Source organism: Streptomyces sp. NPDC050422 (assembly GCF_044458665.1).
GTDB lineage: Bacteria > Actinomycetota > Actinomycetes > Streptomycetales > Streptomycetaceae > Streptomyces.
Map to the genome: position 1 here is coordinate 38,170 of NZ_JBITIE010000021.1, position 22,698 is coordinate 60,867.

The 22,698-nt window shown below is 70.9% G+C and carries 18 protein-coding genes; 7 read left to right on the forward strand and 11 right to left on the reverse strand.

Annotated elements, in window-relative coordinates; genetic code table 11:
- Positions 1 to 30: 30 nt before the first annotated feature.
- Positions 31 to 855, reverse strand: a complete 825-nt coding sequence (locus ACIBJG_RS30035; RefSeq protein ID WP_399312189.1) for a maleylpyruvate isomerase family mycothiol-dependent enzyme — start codon at positions 853 to 855, stop codon at positions 31 to 33.
- Between the two features lie 178 nt (positions 856 to 1,033).
- Here ACIBJG_RS30035 and ACIBJG_RS30040 point away from each other — a divergent pair, with 178 nt between their 5' ends.
- Complete coding sequence (locus tag ACIBJG_RS30040; RefSeq protein ID WP_399312191.1) at positions 1,034 to 1,834, forward strand: carbon-nitrogen family hydrolase; 801 nt, start codon at positions 1,034 to 1,036, stop codon at positions 1,832 to 1,834.
- A 123-nt stretch (positions 1,835 to 1,957) separates the two neighbouring features.
- On the opposite strand, the gene ACIBJG_RS30045 is transcribed toward ACIBJG_RS30040, so the two are convergent.
- Entirely contained in the window at positions 1,958 to 2,449 is a 492-nt protein-coding gene (locus ACIBJG_RS30045) for an LURP-one-related/scramblase family protein (RefSeq protein ID WP_399312193.1), read from the reverse strand.
- Between the two features lie 64 nt (positions 2,450 to 2,513).
- On the opposite strand from ACIBJG_RS30045, the gene ACIBJG_RS30050 reads away from it, so the two are divergent.
- Positions 2,514 to 4,325 carry an NHL domain-containing thioredoxin family protein gene (locus ACIBJG_RS30050; RefSeq protein WP_399312194.1) on the forward strand — a complete coding sequence of 604 codons (1,812 nt, stop codon included), beginning with the start codon at positions 2,514 to 2,516 and terminating at the stop codon, positions 4,323 to 4,325.
- A 58-nt stretch (positions 4,326 to 4,383) separates the two neighbouring features.
- Here ACIBJG_RS30050 and ACIBJG_RS30055 read toward each other — a convergent pair whose 3' ends face one another.
- From ACIBJG_RS30055 to ACIBJG_RS30065, 3 genes are all read right to left on the reverse strand, one after another.
- Positions 4,384 to 7,296, reverse strand: a complete 2,913-nt coding sequence (locus ACIBJG_RS30055; protein ID WP_399312196.1) for a BTAD domain-containing putative transcriptional regulator — start codon at positions 7,294 to 7,296, stop codon at positions 4,384 to 4,386.
- Positions 7,297 to 7,422: 126 nt separating this feature from the next.
- Positions 7,423 to 7,638: a DUF6458 family protein gene (locus ACIBJG_RS30060; protein WP_399312198.1), complete on the reverse strand. Its 216-nt coding sequence runs from the start codon at positions 7,636 to 7,638 to the stop codon at positions 7,423 to 7,425.
- Between the two features lie 38 nt (positions 7,639 to 7,676).
- Entirely contained in the window at positions 7,677 to 8,330 is a 654-nt protein-coding gene (locus ACIBJG_RS30065) for a cysteine hydrolase family protein (RefSeq protein ID WP_399312200.1), read from the reverse strand.
- A gap of 163 nt (positions 8,331 to 8,493) precedes the next feature.
- Between ACIBJG_RS30065 and ACIBJG_RS30070 the strand changes: the two genes are divergently transcribed.
- Complete coding sequence (locus ACIBJG_RS30070) at positions 8,494 to 9,486, forward strand: GlxA family transcriptional regulator (RefSeq protein ID WP_399312202.1); 993 nt, start codon at positions 8,494 to 8,496, stop codon at positions 9,484 to 9,486.
- Between the two features lie 64 nt (positions 9,487 to 9,550).
- Here the strand turns inward: ACIBJG_RS30070 and ACIBJG_RS30075 are convergent, their stop codons facing one another.
- The 5 genes from ACIBJG_RS30075 to ACIBJG_RS30095 all read right to left on the reverse strand — a co-directional run bounded on the left by ACIBJG_RS30075 (position 9,551) and on the right by ACIBJG_RS30095 (position 15,722).
- Entirely contained in the window at positions 9,551 to 10,849 is a 1,299-nt protein-coding gene (locus ACIBJG_RS30075; RefSeq protein WP_399312203.1) for a M18 family aminopeptidase, read from the reverse strand.
- A gap of 34 nt (positions 10,850 to 10,883) precedes the next feature.
- Complete coding sequence (locus ACIBJG_RS30080) at positions 10,884 to 11,567, reverse strand: hypothetical protein (protein WP_399312205.1); 684 nt, start codon at positions 11,565 to 11,567, stop codon at positions 10,884 to 10,886.
- Positions 11,568 to 11,640: 73 nt separating this feature from the next.
- Complete coding sequence (locus ACIBJG_RS30085) at positions 11,641 to 12,573, reverse strand: RNA-guided endonuclease TnpB family protein (RefSeq protein WP_399312206.1); 933 nt, start codon at positions 12,571 to 12,573, stop codon at positions 11,641 to 11,643.
- A gap of 543 nt (positions 12,574 to 13,116) precedes the next feature.
- The gene (locus ACIBJG_RS30090; RefSeq protein WP_399312208.1) at positions 13,117 to 13,698 is read right to left on the reverse strand and encodes an IS607 family transposase; all 582 of its coding nucleotides are present in this window, start codon (positions 13,696 to 13,698) and stop codon (positions 13,117 to 13,119) included.
- Positions 13,699 to 13,895: 197 nt separating this feature from the next.
- On the reverse strand, positions 13,896 to 15,722 hold the full coding sequence (locus tag ACIBJG_RS30095) for an acyl-CoA dehydrogenase (protein WP_399312210.1): 1,827 nt from the start codon (positions 15,720 to 15,722) through the stop codon (positions 13,896 to 13,898).
- 148 nt (positions 15,723 to 15,870) lie between these two features.
- Here ACIBJG_RS30095 and ACIBJG_RS30100 point away from each other — a divergent pair, with 148 nt between their 5' ends.
- From ACIBJG_RS30100 to ACIBJG_RS30110, 3 genes are all read left to right on the forward strand, one after another.
- Positions 15,871 to 16,311, forward strand: coding sequence for an SseB family protein (locus ACIBJG_RS30100; protein WP_136207169.1), 441 nt, complete (start codon positions 15,871 to 15,873; stop codon positions 16,309 to 16,311).
- 146 nt (positions 16,312 to 16,457) lie between these two features.
- Entirely contained in the window at positions 16,458 to 17,414 is a 957-nt protein-coding gene (locus ACIBJG_RS30105; RefSeq protein WP_399312212.1) for a pirin family protein, read from the forward strand.
- An 84-nt stretch (positions 17,415 to 17,498) separates the two neighbouring features.
- On the forward strand, positions 17,499 to 18,584 hold the full coding sequence (locus tag ACIBJG_RS30110; RefSeq protein WP_399312214.1) for an AI-2E family transporter: 1,086 nt from the start codon (positions 17,499 to 17,501) through the stop codon (positions 18,582 to 18,584).
- Positions 18,585 to 18,599: 15 nt separating this feature from the next.
- On the opposite strand, the gene ACIBJG_RS30115 is transcribed toward ACIBJG_RS30110, so the two are convergent.
- Positions 18,600 to 20,699 (reverse strand): SpoIIE family protein phosphatase, encoded by a 2,100-nt coding sequence (locus tag ACIBJG_RS30115; protein WP_399312215.1) that lies wholly within the window; start codon positions 20,697 to 20,699, stop codon positions 18,600 to 18,602.
- 151 nt (positions 20,700 to 20,850) lie between these two features.
- Here ACIBJG_RS30115 and aspS point away from each other — a divergent pair, with 151 nt between their 5' ends.
- Positions 20,851 to 22,635 carry an aspartate--tRNA ligase gene (gene aspS / locus ACIBJG_RS30120; protein ID WP_399312217.1) on the forward strand — a complete coding sequence of 595 codons (1,785 nt, stop codon included), beginning with the start codon at positions 20,851 to 20,853 and terminating at the stop codon, positions 22,633 to 22,635.
- Positions 22,636 to 22,698: the final 63 nt, after the last annotated feature.

Below are 22,698 nucleotides of genomic sequence, written 5' to 3' on the forward strand. Positions count from 1 at the left end.
TCTGCGAGGCGGGCGCACCGGTTGCCGTGGCTACGGGGTGACGGTGAAGTTCTGCAGGATGGCCGCGGCCAGGTCCTGGTCGCCCTCGGCCTTGACCCGGTCCGCCACCGCACTCGCCCGCACCCGCCCGCAGGCGAGGCGCACGTACGTCTCCCAGTCCATCGCCAGCGTCACCGCGGGGCCGAGCGACGGCGCGCCGTCCACCGAACCGCGGCCCTCCGCGTCGACCCTGACCGTGCGAAGGAACTCCACCGGGCCGTGCACATCCAGCACGACCGCCGAGTTGGGCGGCGCGCCCGCGTCCTTCGCGACCACCTTGGGCAGCGCCGCCAGCAGGGTGTCCCGGACGATCGTGGCGCCGGGGGAATCCAGGTTGCCGGGCTTGCCCAGCGTCGTCCGCAGGTCCTGCTCGTGCACCCAGACGTCGAAGGCGCGCATCCGCAGCGCCAGTTCGAGGGTCTGCTCGGCGCCGAGCGGGGCCCGTGTCATGGTCTCCGGGTCACGCGTCTCGTTGCGCAGCTGACGGGCCCGCCGGATGATCGTGTACTCCAGCTCGGAGGTCATCTCCGGTGCGGTGTGGTGGCGCCGCACGTCGACCTGCATCTCCATGTAGCGGGCGAAGTCGCTCTGCACATGGAAGAGGTCGCGCGGCAGCGTGTGGATGGGGCGCGGGTCGCCGAGCTGCTCGCACTCCATACCGATGACGTGCGACACGATGTCGCGCACCGACCAGTTGGGGCATGGGGTACGGCCGTTCCACTCCCCCTCGGTGAGCGGGCTCACCAGCTCGGCTATCGACTCGATGGAGTGGGTCCAGGCGTCGGCGTAGGTCTGGAGGCTGGGATGGACGGTCACGGGACCCCTCGTGCGGTTCTGCGGTGCATGGGCTGGAGAGCTGGGCGCGGATGGCGGGCTGCGAGCTGCAATGAGGTTCGGTCGGTCCAAGTTACGCTGCGAGCAGGCACCCCGGCAGTGCTTTCGTGTGACGATCGTAGGCCCGTGTTGACGGCTCATATGCCAGGACGGTGGTAGTGTGCGCGCCTCTCTCATCCAGATCGCAGTAGACCCGGACGAATCAGCCCATTCCCGCAGGGGGCGCGCGGCCTCGCTCATCGCGGCCCAACGGGGCGCGGATCTGGTCGTCCTGCCCGAGCTCTGGCCGGTCGGAGCTTTCGCCTACACGCGATTCGAGGCCGAGGCCGAACCGCTGCACGGCCCCACGCACGAGGTGATGGCCAAGGCCGCCGCCGACGCCGGGGTCTGGCTGCACGCGGGCTCCTTCGTCGAGCGGGCCGATGACGGCACGCTCTACAACACCACGCTCGTCTTCACGCCCGAGGGCGAGCGGGCCGCCGCCTACCGCAAGATCCACCGCTTCGGCTTCGACAAGGGCGAGGCGGTCATGATGGGCGCCGGCGACGAACTGGTGACGCTCGCCCTGCCGCAGACCACGCTCGGCCTCGCCACCTGTTACGACCTGCGCTTCCCCGAGATGTTCCGCGGCCTCGTCGACGCCGGCGCCGAGACCCTCGTCGTCGCGGCCGGCTGGCCCGAGCGCCGCCGCGCCCACTGGACGCTGCTCGCCCAGGCCCGCGCCGTGGAGAACCAGGCCTACGTCCTGGCCGTCGGCTCCGCCGGCACCCACGCCGGGATCCCGCAGGCGGGCCACAGCATCGTCGTCGACCCCTGGGGCGAGGTGCTCGCCGAGGCGGGCGCGGACGAGGAGGTGCTGACCGTGGAGTTCGATCCGGCCAAGGTCGCCGCCACCCGGGAGCAGTTCCCCGCGCTCAAGGACCGCCGGCTGGGTCTCGCGCCACCGAAGGGCCCGGCGTAACCGAACGTCGGACGTGGCGTCTCACCGAACGTCGGATGCGGCGTCTCACCGAACGTCGGACGCAGCATCTGGCCGAACGCCGGTCCAGGCCCCTGTTTCACGTGAAACAGGGGCCGCCGCCCCTCAGTCCTCGTGCTCCTTCTCCGCGAGCACGATCACGCACACCGCCACCGCGATCAGCAGCCCCGCGTCCGCGTCGTCGCGCACGATGTCGATCCCGTACGTGTCCCGGACGGTCAGCCGGCGCCGCGAGATCTGGGCCAGCAGCTCCCCGTCGTAGTCCACCGCGAACTCGCGGTCCAGGATCTTGCCGCTGACGTCGAGCTCGGTCCCGTCCACCAGCGTCACCCGGTAATGGTTGCGCAGCAGTGACAGCCGCTTCCGCTTGACCTTCGCGAGCTGCTCACCGTCGCGCTCGATGAGCATGGTGTCGCGCAGGCTGAGCAGCTTCTGCTTGATCTCGACGAGGATCCGGCCCTGCGCGTCCTTCAGCTCGAAGGTGTCGCGCACCCGCATGGCCTTGCCGTCGACGAGGAAGACCTTGCGGCCGTCCGTGTCCTCGATCCAGTAGTCGTCACCGATGCCGAACAGTCGCTCACGCACGAGGAGTCTCATGGCTCACAGGTTCCCCGACCCCTCCGTGGAATGCGTGGACGCCACGGTGATGTTGACTGATCCCATGGCAACACGTGCGCGCGTCAGGGCCCCCGAACTCGTCGGCAAGGGTGGCTGGCTCAATACAGGCGACCGGCAGTACACCCTCGCTGACCTGCGGGGGCGCATTGTGATCTTGGACTTCTGGACGTTCTGCTGTGTGAACTGCCTGCATGTCCTCGACGAGCTGCGCGAGCTGGAGGAGAAACACCGCGACACCGTGGTGATCATCGGCGTGCACTCGCCGAAGTTCGTCCACGAGGCGGAGCACCGGGCCGTCGTCGACGCTGTTGAGCGGTACGAGGTCCACCACCCGGTGCTCGACGACCCCGAGCTCGCCACCTGGAAGCAGTACGCCGTACGTGCCTGGCCGACGCTCGTCGTCGTGGACCCCGAGGGCTATGTCGTCGCCCAGCACGCCGGTGAGGGCCACGCCCACGCCATCGAGAAGCTGGTGGAGGAGCTGGAGGCCGAGCACGCGGCGAAGGGCACGCTGCGCCGCGGCGACGGGCCCTATGTGGCGCCGGAGCCGGTGGCCACGCATCTGCGGTTCCCCGGCAAGGCCCTGCTCCTCGCCGACGGCGGCTTCCTCGTCTCCGACACCACCCGCCACCGGCTGGTCGAGCTGGACGCGGACGGCGAGAGCGTCCGGCGCCACTTCGGGTCCGGCGAGCGGGGGCTCGTGGACGGCGGGCCCGACGAGGTCAGGTTCAGCGAGCCGCAGGGGCTGGCGCTGCTGCCCGACGGGCGGATCGCCGTCGCCGACACGGTCAACCACGCGATCCGCGCGCTCGACCTCACGACCGGTGGGACGACCACCCTCGCGGGCACCGGCCGCCAGTGGTGGCAGGGTGCGCCCACCAGCGGCGCGGGCCACGAGACCGACCTCTCCTCGCCGTGGGACGTCGCCTGGTTCGACGGGCGGCTGTGGATCGCCATGGCGGGCGTGCACCAGTTGTGGACGTACGACCCCGAGGCCGGCACCGTACGGGTCGCGGCCGGCACCACCAACGAAGGGCTGGTCGACGGTCCCGGTGCGGAGGCCTGGTTCGCCCAGCCGTCCGGGCTCGCCGCGACCGAGGACCGGCTGTGGGTCGCCGACTCGGAGACGTCCGCGCTGCGCTACGTCGACCGTCAGGGCGCCGTACACACGGCCGTCGGCACCGGGCTCTTCGACTTCGGCCACCGCGACGGGGCCGCCGCGCAGGCGCTGCTCCAGCACCCGCTGGGCGTCACCGCGCTGCCGGACGGGTCCGTCGCCGTCTGCGACACGTACAACCACGCCCTGCGCCGCTACGACCCGGCGAGCGGGGAGGTCACCACGCTGGCCACGGATCTGCGCGAGCCCAGCGACGCCGTGCTGGTCGACGGCGACCTCGTGGTCGTCGAGTCGGCCCGGCACCGGCTGACCCGGCTGCGGCTGCCCGAAGAGGCGGTACGGGTCGCGGACCAGGCGCACCGGACCCAGCGCGCGGCGACGGGGATCGCCCCCGGCACGCTCCGGCTCGACGTCGTCTTCCAGGCGCCGGCCGGTCAGAAACTGGACACCCGCTACGGCCCCTCGACCCGGCTGCTGGTCTCCGCGACCCCGCCGGAGCTGCTGGCCGGGGGCGACGGGGCGGGCACCGACCTCTTCCGCGACCTGGTCCTCGCCGACGGCGTCACCGAGGGCGTCCTGCACGTCTCCGCGATGGCCGCGTCCTGCGACGACGACCCGGCCAACGAGTACCCGGCCTGCCACGTCCACCAGCAGGACTGGGGCGTCCCCGTCAGCGTGACCGCCGACGGGGTCTCGCGCCTGCCGCTGGTGCTGGCCGGCATGGACGAGCAGGGCTGAGAAGGCGAAGCCGGGCGGGACGGCGGGAAGCGTCACCGCCGCCCGTCCCGGCCCGCTCTCACCCGCTGTCGGCTAGCCGCCGGGCCGCTTCCTCGTACCGCCGCACGTACTCCGGCGTCGCGGCCACCCGCAGCAGTGCCTCCAGGGCGCGCACCGCGCCCACGTCGTACCCGGCGCGCTCGGCCTCCGTGGCCGCCACGTCCAGCAGCAGGACCCCCTCGTCCTCCGCGCCGAGGGCGAGCTGCGCCTCGCCGCTGACGGTCGTCAGCAGCACCCGGCGGGCCGCCTCCTCGTGCTCGGGGCCCAGCTCGAAGGCAGCGCGGGTGGAGTCCAGGGCGTCCTGCGGGCGTCCCGCGGTGAGCTGCATGCGGGCGAGGTGCTGCAGGGCGAGCATCTCCGTGTGCGCGTCGGGTTCCTTCCTGGCCAGCTCCAGGGCCCGGCCGCAGCCCTCCATCGCCACGTCGAGACCGCCCTGTTCGGCCTGGACGATCGCCAGGTTGATCAGCGCCGTCGCCTCACCGAGCCGGTCCCCGGCCTGCCGGGCGAGACCGGGCGAAGGCTCAAGGAGGGCCACCGCCTCGGCGGTCCTGCCCTCCTCCGACAGCACCCAGCCCAGCAGGTTGCGCACCCGGGACTCGGCGTACGGATCGCGGCGCGCGAGCGCCGCGGCCAGGGCCAGTTCCAGCATCGGGGCCCAGCCGTCCCGCGCCCGCCACACCACGTGCGGCCACTGGAGCAGGATGATCCGCCAGGCCCGGTCGTCCAGTCCGGCGGTGCGGGCGGCCGCGGCGGCCAGCGCGAGGTCCTCGCGCTCGGTCGCGAGCCAGTCCATCGCCACGGCCCGGTCGGTGAAGTCCCGGACGGCGGCGGGCCGGTGGAAGCCCTCCGGCAGCACGAAGCAGGGCTCCCCACCGGGTTCGGCCGTGTCCGCGGCGGCCAGCGCGGTGGCGATGTAGTGGTCGAGCACGCCGGTGAGCGCGTCGGCTCCGGCCCCGGGGTCGAGTCCGCGGGCGTAGAGCCGCACCAGATCGTGCAGTATCCAGTGCCCGGGGCCGGCCTCGGTGACCAGATGGGCGGCGGCGAGCCGCTCCAGCGCGGCCGCTGCGACGACCGGGTCGGTGCCGGCGAGGGCGGCTGCCGTGTACGGGTCGAAGTGGCTGCCCGGGTGGTGGCCGAGCCGGGTGAAGTGGTGGACGGCGTCCGGCGGCAGCTGCTGCAGGGTCAGCCGGAGCGAGGCGGAGACCCCCGTGTCCTCCACGGCCAGATACGTCAGCCGACTGCGCTCGTCGGCCAGTTCGTCGGCCATGCCGGCGAGCGTCCACTGCGGTCGCCCCGCCAGCCGGGCCGCCGTGACCCGCAGGGCGAGGGGCAGTCCGCCGCACAGCTCGGCGAGCCGCCGGGCCGCCACCGGTTCGGCGGTGACCCGTTCCTCGCCCAGCACCCCGGCCAGGAGTGCGGTGCCGTCCGGCGGTTCCAGCACGTCCAGCGGGACCGGCACGGCGGCGTCCGAGGCGATGAGCCCCTCCAGCCGGTGCCTGCTGGTGATCAGCGTGACGCAGTCCGTGCCACCCGGCAGCAACTGCCTGACCTGGGCGGAGTCCCGGACGTTGTCGAGGACGACGAGCACGCTGAGCCGGTCGGTCAGCGAGCGGAACAGTGCCGCCGCGCCGGCGACGGACTCCGGGACCCGGCGGGGCGCGACGCCGAGCGCGAGCAGGAACTCGCGCAGGACTTCGAGGGGTGTCGGCTCACCGGTGTCGGAGAACCCGCGCAGGTCGGCGAAGAGCCGCCCGTCCGGGAAGGCCGCGGGGGACCGGCGCGCCCAGTGCAGGGCCAGCGCGGTCTTGCCCACCCCGGCCGGACCGGTGACCAGACAGACGGGAGCCTCGCCCGCCGCGGCCCGGGAGAGCGCGGTGAGCTCCACGCCCCGCCCGTGGAAGCCGCGAGGGGCGCGGGGCAGCAGATCGACGGGGTGCGGAGCGACGCTCGGGTGCGGCGGGGGCAGCAGGCGCGGGGAGCGGGCCGGGGCGGTCGTGGTGCCACCGGCCTGGTGGGGCAGCGGGGCGGCGCCGGCCCCGTCGCCCGAGCCGGGCCTGCGGTGGGCCACGGACGACGGGGCGGCGCCGACCTCGTCGCCCGTGCCGGGCCTGCGGTGGGCCACGGACGACGGAACGGATTCCGGCCTCCCCCCGGCCCGGGGCGTGCTGCCGCGCCCGGCGTCCGCCGGGTCCGGATCGCCGCGCAGGATCTGCGCGTACGCGTCGGCCAGCTCGCGCCCCGGATCGATGCCCAACTCGTCGGCGAGCAGCCGCCGGGTGCGGTGGAACCAGTCCAGCGCCTCGGACTGACGCCCCGACCGGTACAGCGCCGTCATCAGGGCCGCGGCCAGCGACTCCCGCATCGGATGCGCGACGGCCTCGGCCCGCAGGACCGCCGCCGCCCGGTGGTACTCCCCCAGCCCGGCGTAGGACCGGGCCAGCTGCTCGACCGTCGTCAGCCGGGACTCCTCCAGTGCGTGGGCGGCCGCCTGGAGCGGCGCGCTCGCGTACGTACCGGTGAGTGCGGGCCCTTGCCACAGCGACAGGGCCTCCTTCAGCATGAGCACCGCGTCGGCCGGACTGCGCTGCTCCCGGGCCAGCATCAGCAGTTCCTCGAACCGCTGGGAGTCCAGCAGGGTCTCCGGCGCCCGCAGCACATACGCGTCGCCGAGCGTGGCCAGTTCGACCCCGTACGCCTCCGCGTCCGCGCCCACCAGCAGGGCGCGCAGCCGGGAGACATGGCCCTGGATGACCGTGCGAGCGTGCAGGGGAGGGGCGTCGTCCCAGAGGCAGTCGGTCAACCGGGCCATGGAGACAGGTGTGTTGGCGCTCAGCAGCAGAGCGGCGAGCAGGCTGCGGCGTTTGGCGGGGCCGAGCGGCAGCGGCCCGGTCATGGTGTCGACGCAGACCGTGCCGAGCAACCGGAACTCCACGAGCGGCTCCCCTGTTTCCGGGTGTGACGCGCCCGGTGCCGGGTCACGGACAAGTGCCCAGAATATCGGGGATTGCGAGGTACCGGCGAAGGGGTGCGCCCGGTGGGCGGGGCGCGCCCGTCCGGGTCACAGCCGGCGTTCGTCCTCGGACATCACCGTGGTGGGCGGTACGACCATACGGCGCCGGCGCATCACGCTCGCGTAGACGAAGACGCCGATGACGCCGACGACCATCATGATCCAGCCGACCATGCCGACGTTGACGGTGTCCATGTGCCAGTCGGTGGCGAAGGCGAGGATCGCCCCCGCACCGATGAGGATGATGCATCCTCCGAGTCCCATGAGTTCCGCCTCCTTCAGGCCCGGAAGCTCCGGACCGTTCACGGCTCGTGTACCCGGCCCGCCGACGAGCATGCTGCTGAAACACGCGCCTGGGACACGGCCCGGCTCAGGGACTCCTGCGTCGGGACGACGACCCCGTACAGGTCGGCGATGGTGGCGAGGGCGGCGTGGTGCACCTGGGAGGCATCCAGTTCGGTTCCGGCGACCGGCAGCGGACGGGTGGCGCAGGCATCGGCCACGACGGTGGGCCGGTTGCCGCGCAGGAAGGCGCCCTGGGCGGTGAACGCGACGCACATGTGGGTCATGAACCCGGCGAGGACGAGGTCGTTCCTGCCCGCGGCGTCGACGTGCTCGCCCAGGTCGGTGCCGACGAAGGAGTCCGGTGCCTGCTTGACGACGACGGTCTCGCCGTCGGCCGGGGCGACGCTCGGGTGGATCCGGCCGATCTCGGCCCGGATGTCGTACGGGGTGCCTTCGCCGCCGTCGTTGATGACGTGGATGACCGCGGCGCCCGCCTCGCGGGCGCGTGCCAGGAGACGGGCGCCGGCGTCGAGCGCGGACTGCCAGCCGTCCAGCTCCATCACGCCGGTCGTGTACGTGTTCTGGTAGTCGATGAGGACCAGGGTCGAGTCGGCGAGCTTCGCGGGGGTGTCGTCGAGGCCGTTGAGCCGGCGCAGCGTTGTTCGGGGCATGCCTGGGGCACCTCGGGTTCCGGGTCGGGGAGGGCGGTGCCCACCGGTGCGGTGGACCGCGCTGACGACGCTACGACCGACCCCGGTGTGTCGGCAATGTCGTCTAACATGCAGAAACCGACATGACGGCAGCCGTACGTCGGGGCAGGAGGTCCGTGAGCCCGTGAGTACCGTCGAACGACTGATCGTCATCGTCCTCTTCCCCGGCGTCGACCTGCTCGACGTCACCGGACCGCCCGAGGTGTTCTCCCTCGCACGCCGCGAGACGGAGGAGGCGGCGGGTTACGAGGTGGTGCTCGCCGCCGAGACGACGGACCCGGTCACCACCGCCGCCGGCGTCCGGATCCTCCCCGACCTCACCTTCGACGACCTCGCGGCGAGGAGCATCGACACCCTCCTCGTACCGGGTGCCGTGGAGGTCGACGGCCGGGGGCGCGTGCACCCGCTCACCGACCCGGCCGTGGTGCGCCGGGTGGAACAGCTCGCCGGGCGCACGCGCAGGGTCGCGTCCGTCTGCGTCGGCGCGCACCTTCTCGCCGCCGCCGGGCTCCTCGACGGCAAGCGGGCCACCACACACTGGTCGACAGCGCGGCAGCTCGCCGCGGACCACCCGCTGGTCGAGGTCGACGCCGATCCGATCTTCATCCGCGAGGGGGACGTGTGGACCGGTGCGGGGATCAGCGCCTGCCTCGACCTGTCGCTCGCCCTCGTCGCCGACGATCTGGGTGAGGCCCTCGCGCTGCGGATCGCCCGGCAGCTCGTGATGTACCTGAAGCGGCCGAGCGGGCAGAGTCAGTTCAGCGTTCCGCTGGAACAGGCCTCCCCGACCCGGCGCATCGAGGACCTGCGGCACTACATCATGCGCAATGCTGGCGAACCGCTCACCGTCGCCGACCTTGCCGAGTACGGCCACATCGGCGACCGGCAGCTCACCCGCATCTTCAAGACCGAACTGGGTACGACGCCCCACGCGTACATCGAGTCGGTCCGCGTCGAGCGGGCACGCCACCAGCTGGAATCCACCGACGCCACCCTCGAGCGGATCGCGTCCACCTGTGGGTTCGGCACCGTCGACACCCTGGTCAGGGCGTTCCGGCGCAGGCTCGACACGACACCGACCGAGTACCGGCGCCGGTTCAGGACCGTCGCGGAATGACAGCGGCCCCCTGCCCGTGGGACGGGTTCCGTCGCACGGGCAGGGGGCCGTCAGGGCCTTCGTGTCAGCCGGCCAGGAACGAGGCCAGCGCGTTCGCCAGGAGGTACGGGTCGTCGGCGCCGCACAGTTCACGGGCGCTGTGCATGGACAGGATGGCCACGCCGATGTCGACCGTCTGGATGCCGTGCCGGGCGGCGGTGATCGGGCCGATCGTCGTGCCGCACGGCATGGAGTTGTTGGAGACGAACGTCTGCCACGGCACGCCCGCCTTCTCGCACGCCGCGGCGAACACGGCCCGGCCGCTGCCGTCGGTCGCGTACCGCATGTTGACGTTGATCTTGAGAATCGGTCCGCCGTTGACGACCGGGTGGTGCGTCGGGTCGTGCCGCTCCGCGTAGTTCGGGTGGATCGCGTGACCGGTGTCCGAGGAGAGGCAGACGGTGCCGGCGAAGGCGCGCGCACGGTCCTCGTACGTACCGCCGCGGGCGAACACCGAGCGCTCCAGGACCGTGCCCAGCAGCGGTCCGTCCGCGCCGGTGTCGGACTGCGAGCCGTTCTCCTCGTGGTCGAAGGCGGCCAGCACCGGGATGTACGGGATCTCGGCGTCGGGCTGCCCGGCGACGGCGGCGAGCGCCGCGGTCGCCGCGTGCACCGAGAGGAGGTTGTCCATGCGGGGACCGGCCACCAGCTCACGGTCGCGGCCCAGGTAGGACGGTGCCTCGACCGGGTGCGGCATCAGGTCCCAGCCGGCGATGTCCTCGGCGTCGACGCCCGCCTCCTCGGCGACGAAACGGAGGAGGTCGCCCTCCTCGACGTCGCCGAGCCCCCAGATGGGCTGCATGTGCTTCTGGCGGTCGAGCTTGAGCCCGTCGGTGTTGGCCGACCGGTCCAGGTGCACGGCCAGCTGCGGGACGCGCAGGAGCGGCCGGTCGATGTTGACGAGCCGGTGCGTGCCGTCGCGCAGCGAGATGCGGCCCGCGAGGCCGAGGTCGCGGTCCAGCCAGGTGTTGAGGAGCGTGCCGCCGTAGATCTCCACGGCGATCTGCCGCCAGCCGTACGCACCGCTGTCGGGAAGCGGCTTCACCCGCAGGTTCGGGGAGTCGGTGTGTGCTCCGACGATCCGGAACGGGGTGTGCGCCCCGGCGCCCTCCGGCACGTACCAGGCCACGATCGCGCCGCCGCGCAGGACGTACTTCCCGCCGGTGGTCCCGTCCCAGGCCGCGGTCTCCTCGACCTGCCGGAAACCGGCCTTCTCCAGCCTCGCCGCGGCGCTCGCCACGGCGTGGTACGGCGAGGGGGCGGACATCAGGAAGGCCATCAGATCGTCGGTGTGGCCGCGGTCGAACCGGAGGGAGGAACTCATGTTCTTCACTGTAACCAGACCCGGCCGGGAGGATTCACCGTCGTCCCCCGCTCGCCGCACAGCTATTGTCCGGGCAGCGCGAGGACGGCTTCTCGTCGTTCTGCGCCTGCTGGGCCCGTTCGGCGAACATCGCCGTGACGTCCTTGGCGAAGTCCTTGTCGGCCGTGCCCGTCGCGGCGGAACTGCCGACCCAGAGGATCACGGTGCCGACGCGGACCTGGGCGGTGAACCCGTCCGTGTTCCGGCGGGCGGTGCCCCCGGTGGCACCGCGCTCCGCGCCCACCGTGCCGATGTCGACGTTCTCGGTGCCGTTCTTGCCCCAGGTGTCCTTCCACAGGATGTCGTACGCGAGGTCGGCGTCCCGCTCGTTCTGGTAGGTGACCAGCCAGAACCGGGCCTCGGCCCGGTCGTCGTCGCGCCGGAAGCTGACGGAGCCGAGGAACCGGGCCCGTTCACAGCCCGTCTGGGTAGCATTCGGGCAGATGAGCTTCTTCCTCATCCGGTCCGACATCGGCGCGGTCGACAGGGCCGCGGTCGTCTTCCAGCCGGGCATGGCCTGTGCGTCGGGCAGTACCGTCCGCATCCGGCTCTGGTCGATCCAGGCAGCCTTGGCGTCCTCGGCGGAACCGGATTCCGGACCCCCGCAGCCGGCCAGCAGCAGTGCGACCACCCCGGCCGCCCCGCTCCGTACGCACCACCGCTTACGCAGACCGCTCACGTGTCACCGTTGCTTTAATCATCAGTAGATCTCAGCAATCCCGGCGTTTCTGCCGGAATGGTCCGTAACGGTTTCACCAGAGCGCGAGTTGTGTCCTGGTGTCCTGTTGACGGTCTCCCGTTTCTGTCCCGGCCCGGGGGCTGGGGATTGTGCCACCTGCCCGCCCCGCACACGCCGTGGGGCGTGGGCGGGTGGTGCGGGTCTTGCGGTCGGCTCCACGGGGCTTCGACCCCACCGCGGTGGGGTCCAGGTCTCCGACCACTCCGGTACCTGTACTGCGGATGGTGCTGGTGTTGCGGGTCGCGAGGGCGAGCAGGTTGTGTCCCGCGTTCTCGTCCCGGTCCAGGACGAGCCCGCAGGTGTCGCATGCGAAGACGCGCACGCTCAGGGGCAGTTTGGCTTTCACCGCACCACAGCGTGAGCACGTCTTCGAGGAGGGAAACCACCGGTCGGCCACAATCAGGCGGGTGCCGTGCCGGCGGGTCTTGTACGTCAACTGGCGGCGGATCTCACCGAACGCGGCGTCCGCGACCCGGCGGGAAAGCCGCCGGTTGCGGCCCATCCCGGCGACGTTGAGGTCCTCGACCACGATGGTGCCGTACTCGGCGGTGAGGCGGGTGGTCAGCTTGTGAAGGGTGTCCTCGCGCAGGTTCGCGACCCGGTGATGCACCTTGTTCCGGGCCCGGTTCGCCTTCTCCCACCGACGCGAAGACTGCTGCCCGGTACGCCGGTCGGGTCCCCGACGGCGTGAGACGACACGACTGGTGCGGCGCAGTTGCTTCTGTGCGTGGTCGAGGTGGCGCGGGTTGGGTTCCTGCGCCACGGTGCCGTCGCTGTCGGCGAGGACCGCCAGGGTTTTGATGCCCAGGTCGATCCCGACCGCAGCATCCGGGCGGGCGACCCTCAGCAGAGGTTGTTGTTCCTCGACCTGGAAGGCGACGAACCAGCGTCCCCGGTCCAGACGTACCGTCGCGGACAGGATCCGCAGGGTGCCCTGTGTCGACACGGGCGCGCAGGTCGGGGCGGTTCTCGTGGAGGCGGACCGTGCCGATCCTGGGCAGGGTGGCATGCCTGCCGCCGGGCTCGATACGGATCGTGCCGGTCGTGAACCGGCACGTCAGACGGGCCTTTCGCTTCGACTTGAAACGCGGAACACCCACCCGCGCACCCTTGCGCTTGCCGTTCTTGGACTTGGCGTAGTTGTCGAAGGCGGCCGACGCGTTCGCGAGGCCGGTGTTGTTGTAGGCCTCCTTGGAGTTCTCCTCCCACCACCCTGCGAACCGCGGATCGGCCCGCTTGGACTCGTTGAACGCCTTCCGCAGCGAGGGCAGCGACCATGACCGCCACGCAGTCAGCTCATCCTCGGGAATGCCGTACGAGGCTTCGGCTTTGCGCTGCCACCACACCGCGGTGACATGCGCGATGGCCCAGTTGTACGCGGCCCGTGCAGCACCCGCATGCGAATGAAGACGACGCATGGCCGTGGCGTTCGGATCCAGGGCCAGCCTGCAAGCGGACACGGTGAAGCCCGGCTGCGGCGTGAATTTCTTCATCCGGCCATGTCCTGTGGGGCGGTGGCGGCCGCGACCGCCCGGGCGGCCCGGTTCTTCGCCGAGCGCCGGCCGTACAGACGGGCGCACATCGAGGTGAGGACCTCGGTGACGTCCCCCACCAAGTCATCGGCGGTCTCCACCGGATCAAGGACCAGCAGACACCGCCCCGAGGCCGAGAAGGCCGCTTCGAGGTGCTCGACTCCGAACCGGGCGAGGCGGTCCCGATGCTCGACCACGATCGTCCCCACCCCCGGATCGGCCAGAAGCCCGTGCAGCTTACGGCGGCGCCCATCCAGACCGGATCCGATCTCCGTCACCACCTCGGAGACCGCGCAACCTCGGGCAGTCGCACCCTGCACCGTCCGCGCCACCTGCCGGTCCAGGTCCGCCTTCTGATCACCCGACGACACACGGCAATACACCACCACCCGGCCCGCCGACTCCACTACGGGCTCCGTCACCAGCCACGTACCCGACGGCGTCTGAACGACCGGGACCGGCATCCGGCCCTCCTTCGCCCACGTCCACGCAGTCTGGTAATGCACACCGTTACGCGCCGCCCACTCCGAAAGCTTCACAGCACCACGATATTCACAGAGAACACCGCATATCCACTGAAAGAAATAGGAACAGTTGTTTACCCTCCCCCTCGGCAACTCCACAACTCGGCCCTCCCGGGCCCAGGTTCGATCATAGAGAGGGCGCCACACAGCACCGCCACCCGGCAACAGGTCCGGGTGGCGGTGCTGTGGTGAGGATCTCTACGGGCGAAGCCTCAGAACGCGGCCTCGTCCAGCTCCATCAGGGAGTTGTCGACGGCCTCGGCGAGCGCGCGCTCGGCGCCGACGCCCGGCAGGACGTTCGCGGCGAAGAACTTCGCGGCGGCGATCTTGCCCTGGTAGAAGGCGACGTCCTTCGGGGAAGCGTCTCGCAGCTTCTCGGCGGCCACGGCCGCGCCCCTGAGCAGCAGGTAACCGACGACGACATCGCCGGAAGCCAGCAGCAGGCGGGTCGAGTTGAGGCCGACCTTGTAGATGTTCTTGACGTCCTCGCCGGTCGCGGTGAGGTCGGTGATCATCGTGCCGACGATCGCCTCCAGGTCCACGGCCGCCTTCGCGAGGTGGTCCAGCGCGCCGGACAGCTCCTCGTTGCCCTGGGCGCCCGCGAGGAACTTCTTGATCTCCTCGGAGAGCGTGTTGAGCGAGGCGCCCTGGTCGCGGACGATCTTCCGGAAGAAGAAGTCCTGGCCCTGGATGGCCGTCGTGCCCTCGTACAGCGTGTCGATCTTGGCGTCACGGATGTACTGCTCGATCGGGTACTCCTGGAGGTACCCGGAGCCACCGAACGTCTGGAGCGACTGCGCCAGCTGCTCGTACGACTTCTCCGAGCCGTAGCCCTTCACGATCGGGAGCAGCAGGTCGTTGAGGCCGTTCAGCGCCTTCGCGTCCTCGCCCGCGGCCTCCTTCTCCTGGATCGCGTCCTGGACGGAGGCGGTGTACAGCACGAGGGAGCGCATGCCCTCGGCGTACGCCTTCTGCGTCATGAGCGAGCGGCGCACGTCGGGGTGGTGCGTGATGGTGACCTTGGGGGCCGTCTTGTCCATGAACTGCGACAGGTCGGTGCCCTGGACGCGCTCCTTGGCGTACTCCAGCGCGTTGAGGTAGCCCGTGGAGAGCGCGGCGATGGCCTTCGTGCCGACCATCATGCGGGCGAACTCGATGATGCGGAACATCTGGCGGATGCCGTCGTGCTTGTCACCGATCAGCCAGCCCTTGGCGGGGTGCTGGTCGCCGAACGTCATCTCGCACGTGTTGGACGCCTTGAGGCCCATCTTGTGCTCGACGTTCGTCGCGTACACGCCGTTGCGCTCGGCCAGTTCGCCGGTGGTCCAGTCGAAGTGGAACTTCGGGACCATGAAGAGCGAGAGGCCCTTGGTGCCGGGTCCGGCGCCCTCGGGGCGGGCCAGCACGTAGTGAATGATGTTCTCGGACATGTCGTGCTCGCCCGAGGTGATGAAGCGCTTCACGCCCTCGATGTGCCAGGAGCCGTCCTCCTGCTCGACGGCCTTCGTGCGGCCCGCGCCGACGTCGGAGCCGGCGTCCGGCTCGGTCAGCACCATCGTCGAGCCCCACTGCTTCTCGACGGCGATCTCGGCGATCTTCTTCTGTGCGTCGTTGCCCTCGTCGAAGAGGATGCCGGCGAACGCCGGGCCGGAGGAGTACATCCACACGGCCGGGTTGGCGCCGAGCAGCAGCTCCGCGTAACCCCAGATCAGGGAGCGGGGCGAGGTGGTGCCGCCGATCTCCTCGGGCAGGCCGAGCCGCCAGTACTCGGAGTCCATGAAGGCCTGGTACGACTTCTTGAAGCTGTCCGGGACCGGTGCGGTGTTGGTCTCCGGGTCGAAGACCGGCGGGTTGCGGTCGGCGTCGGCGTAGGAGTCGGCGAGCTCGTTCTCCGCGAGGCGGGTGACCTCGTCGAGGATGCTCTTCGCGGTCTCGACGTCCATCTCCGCGAACGGTCCGGTGCCGTACAGCTTGTCGCGCCCGAGTACCTCGAAGAGGTTGAACTCGATGTCGCGGAGATTCGACTTGTAGTGCCCCATGGGAAGGCTCCGTAATCAATAGCAGTGGCGCGCAGCGCCCCGTGGAGGGGTGGCCCGGACGTATCAGCTGACCCCTACGATGATGCTACCCGTCGGTAATAAGACGCAACCCCTCAAGGGTCGGATGTGTCCGATTACTCTTTGCCTCATGTACGGCTACGACCAGAACCAGGGCGCACAGCAGCCGATGGGTGGCGGCTACGGCGAGCAGCCGCTGTATCCCGAACCCTCGCCGCCCTCGCTGGGCGACGCGGTACGGGCCTTCACGACCGGCTCGCTGTCCGCCGAGGACTTCCAGCAGATCTTCGCGACGTCGAAGGTCTACTGCCCGCGCGGCGACAATCCGGGATTTCTCGCGCTGCACAACACCCAGCAGCCCGTGATCCCGATGTTCACCACGCTCAAGGAGCTGAGGCTGTACGCGGGCAAGGAGTCCAAGTACTTCGTGATCACCGGCGCCGAGGTGATCGACCTGCTGCCGACGGGCTACGGCTTCGTCCTGGACATGGAGGGCGAGCACCGCATGGTCTTCGACGCCAAGGCCGTGGAGCAGATGGTCGACTTCGCGATGCGCCGCATGTACGGCTGACCGCAGGCCTTCGGAGAGGGGCCCGTACCGCTCGGCGGTACGGGCCCCTTTCTGCTGCTCTGCCGGCGCGGGAATGGATGACGCCTTGCAGGATGTTCACCATTCAACTAAATTGGTTCCAGAACAGTCCCCCGGAGGTGGCTCTCATGCCCGCAGTGACCGTCGAAAACCCGCTGACCCTGCCCAAGGTCGCCGCCGCCGGCGACGCCGCGGCCCGTCCCGTGCTCGCCGTGACCACGGCGCCGAGCGGGTTCGAGGGCGAGGGCTTCCCGGTCCGCCGCGCCTTCGCGGGGATCAACTACAAGCACCTCGACCCGTTCATCATGATGGATCAGATGGGCGAGGTGGAGTACGCGGCAGGAGAGCCCAAGGGCACTCCGTGGCACCCCCACCGCGGCTTCGAGACCGTGACCTACCTGATCGACGGCACCTTCGTCCACCAGGACTCCAACGGGGGCGGCGGCACCATCCAGAACGGCGACACCCAGTGGATGACCGCCGGAGCCGGGCTGCTCCACATCGAGGCGCCGCCGGAGTCCCTCGTCATGTCGGGCGGCCTGTTCCACGGCCTCCAGCTCTGGGTGAACCTGCCCAAGGCCGACAAGATGATGGCCCCGCGCTACCAGGACATCCGTGGCGGCCAGGTCCAGCTGCTCGCCTCCCCCGACGGCGGCGCGCTGCTCCGGGTGATCGCGGGCGAGCTCGACGGCCACGAGGGCCCGGGCATCACCCACACCCCCATCACGATGATCCACGCCACCGTGCGCCCCGGCGCCGAGGTGACGCTGCCGTGGCGCGAGGACTTCAACGGCCTCGCGTACGTGCTCGCCGGCCGCGGCACCGTCGGTGAGGAGCGCCGCCCCGTCCACATGGGCCAGACCGCCGTCTTCGGCGCCGGTTCCTCGCTGACCGTCCGTGCGGACGAGCAGCAGGACGGGAACACCCCGGACCTGGAGGTCGTGCTGCTCGGCGGCCGTCCCATCCGGGAGCCGATGGCGCACTACGGGCCGTTCGTGATGAACAGCCAGGCCGAACTCAAGCAGGCCTTCGAGGACTTCCAGGCCGGCCGCCTCGGCACCGTGCCCGCCGTCCACGGAATGTGAGTACCGCAGCCGCCGTATGACGGTGCCTCGCTCATACGGCGGCACGGGCGGGACACGGCCCCCGCGGCGTGGTCGGGTGGGAGGGTGCAGACCCCGAAGCCCCTCCTGCCCGATGCCGCCCGGCGGACCGCCGCCTGGTGCGGGGTCGTCCTGCTGGTCGCCGGCGTCGCCGCCGTCGGCGTCTGGCTGTGCGGCACTCTCAAGACGGCGGTCACGCCGGTCCTGCTCGCGCTGCTGGGTACGGCGCTGCTCGGTCCGGTCCACCGCCGCATGACCGCCCACGGGGTGAACCGCTCCGTGGCCGCCGGATTCACCTGTGCCCTGCTCGTCGCCGTCGTGGGCGGCGCGGGCTACATCGTCGTCACCGCGCTCGTCGACACGGGCTCCCAGATCGTCCAGTCGCTGAAGGACGCCGGGCAGTGGGTCATCGATCACTTCGGGATCGAGGGCGGCACGAACGTCGACGACCTCGCGGCCAACGCGAAGACCCTGGTGGAGAAGTTCGGCGCCAGCGCCGCGGGCGGGCTCCTCACCGGAATCAGCCTGATCGGCTCCCTCGTCGCCACCGGTGTCCTCGCCCTGCTGCTGACCTTCTTCTTCCTGCGCGACTCCGACCGGGCCGTGAGACTCGCGCACTCCATCGCCCCGCGCGGCACCGGTGACCTGGTGGAGGCGATGGGCAGGCGGGCCTTCGAGGCCGTCGAGGGCTTCATGCGCGGGACGACGCTCATCGCCCTGATCGACGCGGTCTGCATCACGATCGGTCTGCTGATCCTGGGCGTGCCCGGTGCGGTGGGGCTCGGCGCGCTGGTCCTGGTCGGCGCCTACATCCCCTACCTCGGTGCCTTCATCTCCGGAGCCGTCGCGGTCCTGGTCGCACTCGCGGACCGGGGGGTGGTGATCGCGCTCTGGGCGCTCGGAGTCGTCCTCGCCGTCCAGGTGCTGGAGGGGCACGTCCTCCAGCCGATGATCCAGAGCCGGACGGTCCAGATGCACCCCGCCATGATCCTGATCGCGCTGACGGCGGGCGCGAGCGTGGCGGGAATCCTCGGGATGCTGCTCGCGGTCCCGCTGTGCGCGGCCGCCTTCGGCATCCTGGGCGAGCTGCGCAAGGGCCGCCCGGACGCCCCGGAGACACCCGACGGGCCGCCCGGGGAGCCGTCACCGTAACGCCCTCGCCGGTCCCTACGGCTCCGCAGGGTCCGCCGACTCGTACAGCTCGAACCAGATCGACTTCCCCGAGCCCCGCGGGTCCACCCCCCACACGTCGGCGAGCATCTCCATCAACACCAGGCCCCGGCCGCTGGACGCCATCTCGCCGGGCCGCCGCTTGTGCGGCAGCTCGTCGCTGCCGTCGGACACCTCGACCCGTAGCCGCCGCTCCCCGTGCTCACCGGTCGCCTGCGCCACCATGAAGGCGTCGCCGTCCGTGTGGACCAGCACGTTCGTGGCCATCTCGGACACCATCAGCACGGCCGAGTCGACCTGTTCCGCATCCGCCCAGTCGTGCAGCAGCTCGCGCAGCAGCGTCCGGGCCGCGGAGATCCGCTCCGGTTCGGCCTGGGCGATGGTGAGCGCGGTCCGCCGGGGTGCGGTCGGCTGCGCCGCGGAGACCTCGCGCCTCAGCAGCAGGACCGCTATGTCGTCCTCGCGCCGGTCGGCGAGCGGCCCCGTCGTGTGGTGCGAGGCCGGTCCGTGGACGGCCTGGACCAACTCGTCCGCGAGCTTCTCCAGATCCCCGCTGTGCCCCTCCAGGATCGGCCGGAGCCGGACCCAGCCGGTGGCCAGGTCGTGCCCGCCGGTCTCGATCAGCCCGTCCGTGCACAGCATGATCGTTTCTCCGGCCTCCAGGGTGATCCGGGTCGCCGGATAGTCCGCGTCGGCCTCGACGCCGAGCGGCATCCCGCCCTCGGTCCGCCGGATGACGGCGGTTCCGTCGCCGGTCATGACCACGGGGTCGGGATGGCCGGCCCGCGCGATGTCGAGGGTGCCGGTCTCCGGGTCGGCCTCCGCGTACAGGCAGGTCGCGAAGCGTGCCTCCGGCTGCTCGCCGCCCTCGTACGCGTCGGTGAGCCCGGAAAGGAAGCGCGAGGCGCGCGAGAGCACCGCGTCCGGGGGGTGCCCCTCGGAGGCGTACGCGCGCAGGGCGATCCGCAACTGGCCCATCAGCCCCGCGGCCCGTACGTCGTGCCCCTGGACGTCGCCGATGACGAGGGCGATGCGGCCGTTGGGGAGCGGGATCATGTCGTACCAGTCGCCGCCGACCTGGAGGCCGCCCCCGGTCGGGACATAGCGGGCGGCCACCGTCATGCCCGGGATGCCGGGGCCGAGCGACGGCATCATCGAGCGCTGGAGCCCCAGCGACAGCTCCCGCTCCGTCTCGGCGACCCCGGCCCTGGCGAGCGCCTGGGCGAGCATCCGGGCCACGGTCGTCAGCACCGACCGCTCGTCCGGCGAGAACGACACCGGATGCCGGAACCCCGCCATCCAGGTGCCCATCGTGCGTCCCGCCACGATCAGCGGCAGAAAGGCCCAGGAACGGCGCCCGAACCGCCGGGCCAGCGGCCAGGTGGCCGGGTAGCGGTCGCGGTAGTCGTCGGCCGTCGACAGATAGACCGCCCGCCCGGTCCGTACGACCTCGGCCGCCGGGTAGTCGGTCTCCAGCGGCATCTCGCTGAACGGGCCCTCGTCACCCATGTTGTGCCCGTGGTGGCCGATGACCGTCAGCCGTTCGCCCTCGACGCCGAAGACCGCCAGCCCGTCCGGCGAGAAGCCGGGCATGGAGAGCGAGTAGGCCACCCGCAGCACCTCCGCCGTCGACCGGGCTTCGGCCAGCGCCCGCCCCGCGTCCAGCAGGAACGCCTCGCGGGAGCGACGCCAGTCGCCGGTGATCGGGGTGTGCGCCCCGGTGGTGCCGGGCTGCGGTTCGGCGACCTCCTGGAGCGTGCCGACCAGCACGTAGTCCGCCTCGGAGCCCGCCTCGGGCAGCAGCAGCGGCTTGGAACGGCTCCGGACGGTCCGCAGCACGCGGCCGTGCTCGTCCACGATCCGCAACCGGGCCTCGGCGAGCGTGCCCTCGGCGACGGCGAGGTTCACCACCCCGTAGATCTCGTTCCAGTCGACGGGGTGGAAGCGGGAACGGACCTCCGACTCCCGGAAGACGCTGTGCTCGGCGGGCAGCTCCAGCAGCCGGGCCGCCTCGGCGTCGAGCGTGACCGTCCCGGCCCGGTTGTCCCAGCGCCACAGGCCCGTCGCGGTCGCGGCCAGGACATCCTCGGTGCGCATTGCCCCACTTTAGACCGGCCTGTGCGTGTGAGGCAGTGCCGAGAGCCCGGTGACGATCTTGATACGGACAATGGCAAGGAAACGGTCCGGTCGCGGGCGGTAGCCTGGGGAGGCTGAATCATCCCCAACCGCGAAGACTGGATGAACGACGATGCATCGGTACAGGTCCCACACCTGCGGCGAGCTCCGCGCCTCTGACGTCGGCACCGACGTCCGGCTGAGCGGCTGGCTGCACAATCGCCGAGACCTGGGTGGCATCCTCTTCATCGATCTGCGCGACCACTACGGTCTGGTGCAGCTCGTCGCCCGTCCCGGCACTCCCGGCAACGACGCCCTGGCGAAGCTGACCAAGGAAACCGTCGTACGGATCGACGGCAAGGTCTCCGCCCGCGGCGCCGACAACGTCAACCCGGAGCTGCCGACCGGCGAGATCGAGATCGAGGTCACCGAGGTCGAGGTGCTGGGCCAGGCCGCCCCGCTGCCCTTCACGATCAACGCCGAGGACGGCGTCAACGAGGAGCGGCGCCTGGAGTACCGCTTCCTCGACCTGCGCCGCGAGCGCATGCACCGCAACATCATGCTGCGCTCGTCCGTCATCGCCTCCATCCGCTCCAAGATGGTGGCCCTCGGCTTCAACGAGATGGCGACCCCGATCCTCGCCGCGACCTCCCCCGAGGGCGCCCGTGACTTCGTGGTCCCGTCCCGCCTGAACCCGGGCAAGTTCTACGCCCTTCCGCAGGCGCCGCAGCAGTTCAAGCAGCTGCTGATGATCTCCGGCTTCGACCGCTACTTCCAGATCGCGCCGTGCTTCCGCGACGAGGACGCCCGCGCCGACCGTTCGCCCGGCGAGTTCTACCAGCTCGACGTCGAGATGTCGTTCGTCGAGCAGGAGGATGTCTTCCAGCCGATCGAGAAGCTCATGACCGAGCTCTTCGAGGAGTTCGGCAACGGCCGCCACGTGACCTCGCCGTTCCCGCGCATCCCGTTCCGCGAGTCGATGCTGAAGTACGGCAACGACAAGCCGGACCTGCGGGCCCAGCTGGAGCTCGTCGACATTTCCGACATCTTCGCGGACTCGGAGTTCAAGGCCTTCGCCGGCAAGCACGTGCGCGCCCTCCCGGTGCCGGACACCGCGGGCCAGTCCCGGAAGTTCTTCGACGGCCTCGGCGCGTACGCGGTCGAGCACGGCGCCAAGGGCCTCGCCTGGGTCCGCGTCGGCGAGGACGGCACGCTGGCGGGCCCGATCGCCAAGTTCCTCACCGAGACGGACATCAAGACCCTCACCGAGCGTCTGTCCCTCGTCCCCGGCCACGCCGTCTTCTTCGGTGCGGGCGAGTTCGACGAGGTCTCCAAGATCATGTCCGTCGTCCGCGTCGAGGCCGCCAAGCGCGCCGGCCACTTCGAGGAGGGCGTCTTCCGCTTCTGCTGGATCGTCGACTTCCCGATGTACGAGAAGGACGAGGACACCGGCAAGATCGACTTCTCGCACAACCCGTTCTCCATGCCCCAGGGCGGCATGAAGGACCTGGAGGAGAAGGACCCGCTCGACATCCTGGCGTGGCAGTACGACATCGTCTGCAACGGCATCGAGCTGTCCTCCGGCGCCATCCGTAACCACGAGCCCGAGGTCATGCTGAAGGCCTTCGAGATCGCCGGTTACGAGGCGGAGACCGTCGAGCGGGAGTTCGCGGGCATGCTGCGCGCGTTCCGCCTCGGCGCCCCGCCGCACGGCGGCATCGCCCCGGGCGTCGACCGCATCGTGATGCTGCTGGCCGACGAGCCCAACATCCGGGAGACGATCGCCTTCCCGCTCAACGGCAACGCCCAGGACCTGATGATGGGCGCCCCGAGCGAGCTGGACGAGACCCGGCTGCGCGAGCTGAACATCCAGCTCCGCAAGCCGGTCGCCTCCGCGAAGGACGCCACCGAGAAGTAGTCCGGCGCGGCTCACCGGCCGCATCCGCCGGTTTCACGTGAAACAGCCCCTGGCGCTCCCGCC

What these genes read in the sequence shown, in the direction of transcription:
- ACIBJG_RS30100 (WP_136207169.1), top strand. Translation starts at nt 15,871, where the DNA reads ATGTACGGCTACGACCAGAACCAGGGCGCACAGCAGCCGATGGGTGGC.
- ACIBJG_RS30115 (WP_399312215.1), bottom strand. Translation starts at nt 20,699, where the DNA reads ATGCGCACCGAGGATGTCCTGGCCGCGACCGCGACGGGCCTGTGGCGC.
- ACIBJG_RS30095 (WP_399312210.1), bottom strand. Translation starts at nt 15,722, where the DNA reads ATGGGGCACTACAAGTCGAATCTCCGCGACATCGAGTTCAACCTCTTC.
- ACIBJG_RS30105 (WP_399312212.1), top strand. Translation starts at nt 16,458, where the DNA reads ATGCCCGCAGTGACCGTCGAAAACCCGCTGACCCTGCCCAAGGTCGCC.
- ACIBJG_RS30075 (WP_399312203.1), bottom strand. Translation starts at nt 10,849, where the DNA reads ATGAGTTCCTCCCTCCGGTTCGACCGCGGCCACACCGACGATCTGATG.
- aspS (WP_399312217.1), top strand. Translation starts at nt 20,851, where the DNA reads ATGCATCGGTACAGGTCCCACACCTGCGGCGAGCTCCGCGCCTCTGAC.
- ACIBJG_RS30065 (WP_399312200.1), bottom strand. Translation starts at nt 8,330, where the DNA reads ATGCCCCGAACAACGCTGCGCCGGCTCAACGGCCTCGACGACACCCCC.
- ACIBJG_RS30060 (WP_399312198.1), bottom strand. Translation starts at nt 7,638, where the DNA reads ATGGGACTCGGAGGATGCATCATCCTCATCGGTGCGGGGGCGATCCTC.
- ACIBJG_RS30050 (WP_399312194.1), top strand. Translation starts at nt 2,514, where the DNA reads ATGGCAACACGTGCGCGCGTCAGGGCCCCCGAACTCGTCGGCAAGGGT.
- ACIBJG_RS30045 (WP_399312193.1), bottom strand. Translation starts at nt 2,449, where the DNA reads ATGAGACTCCTCGTGCGTGAGCGACTGTTCGGCATCGGTGACGACTAC.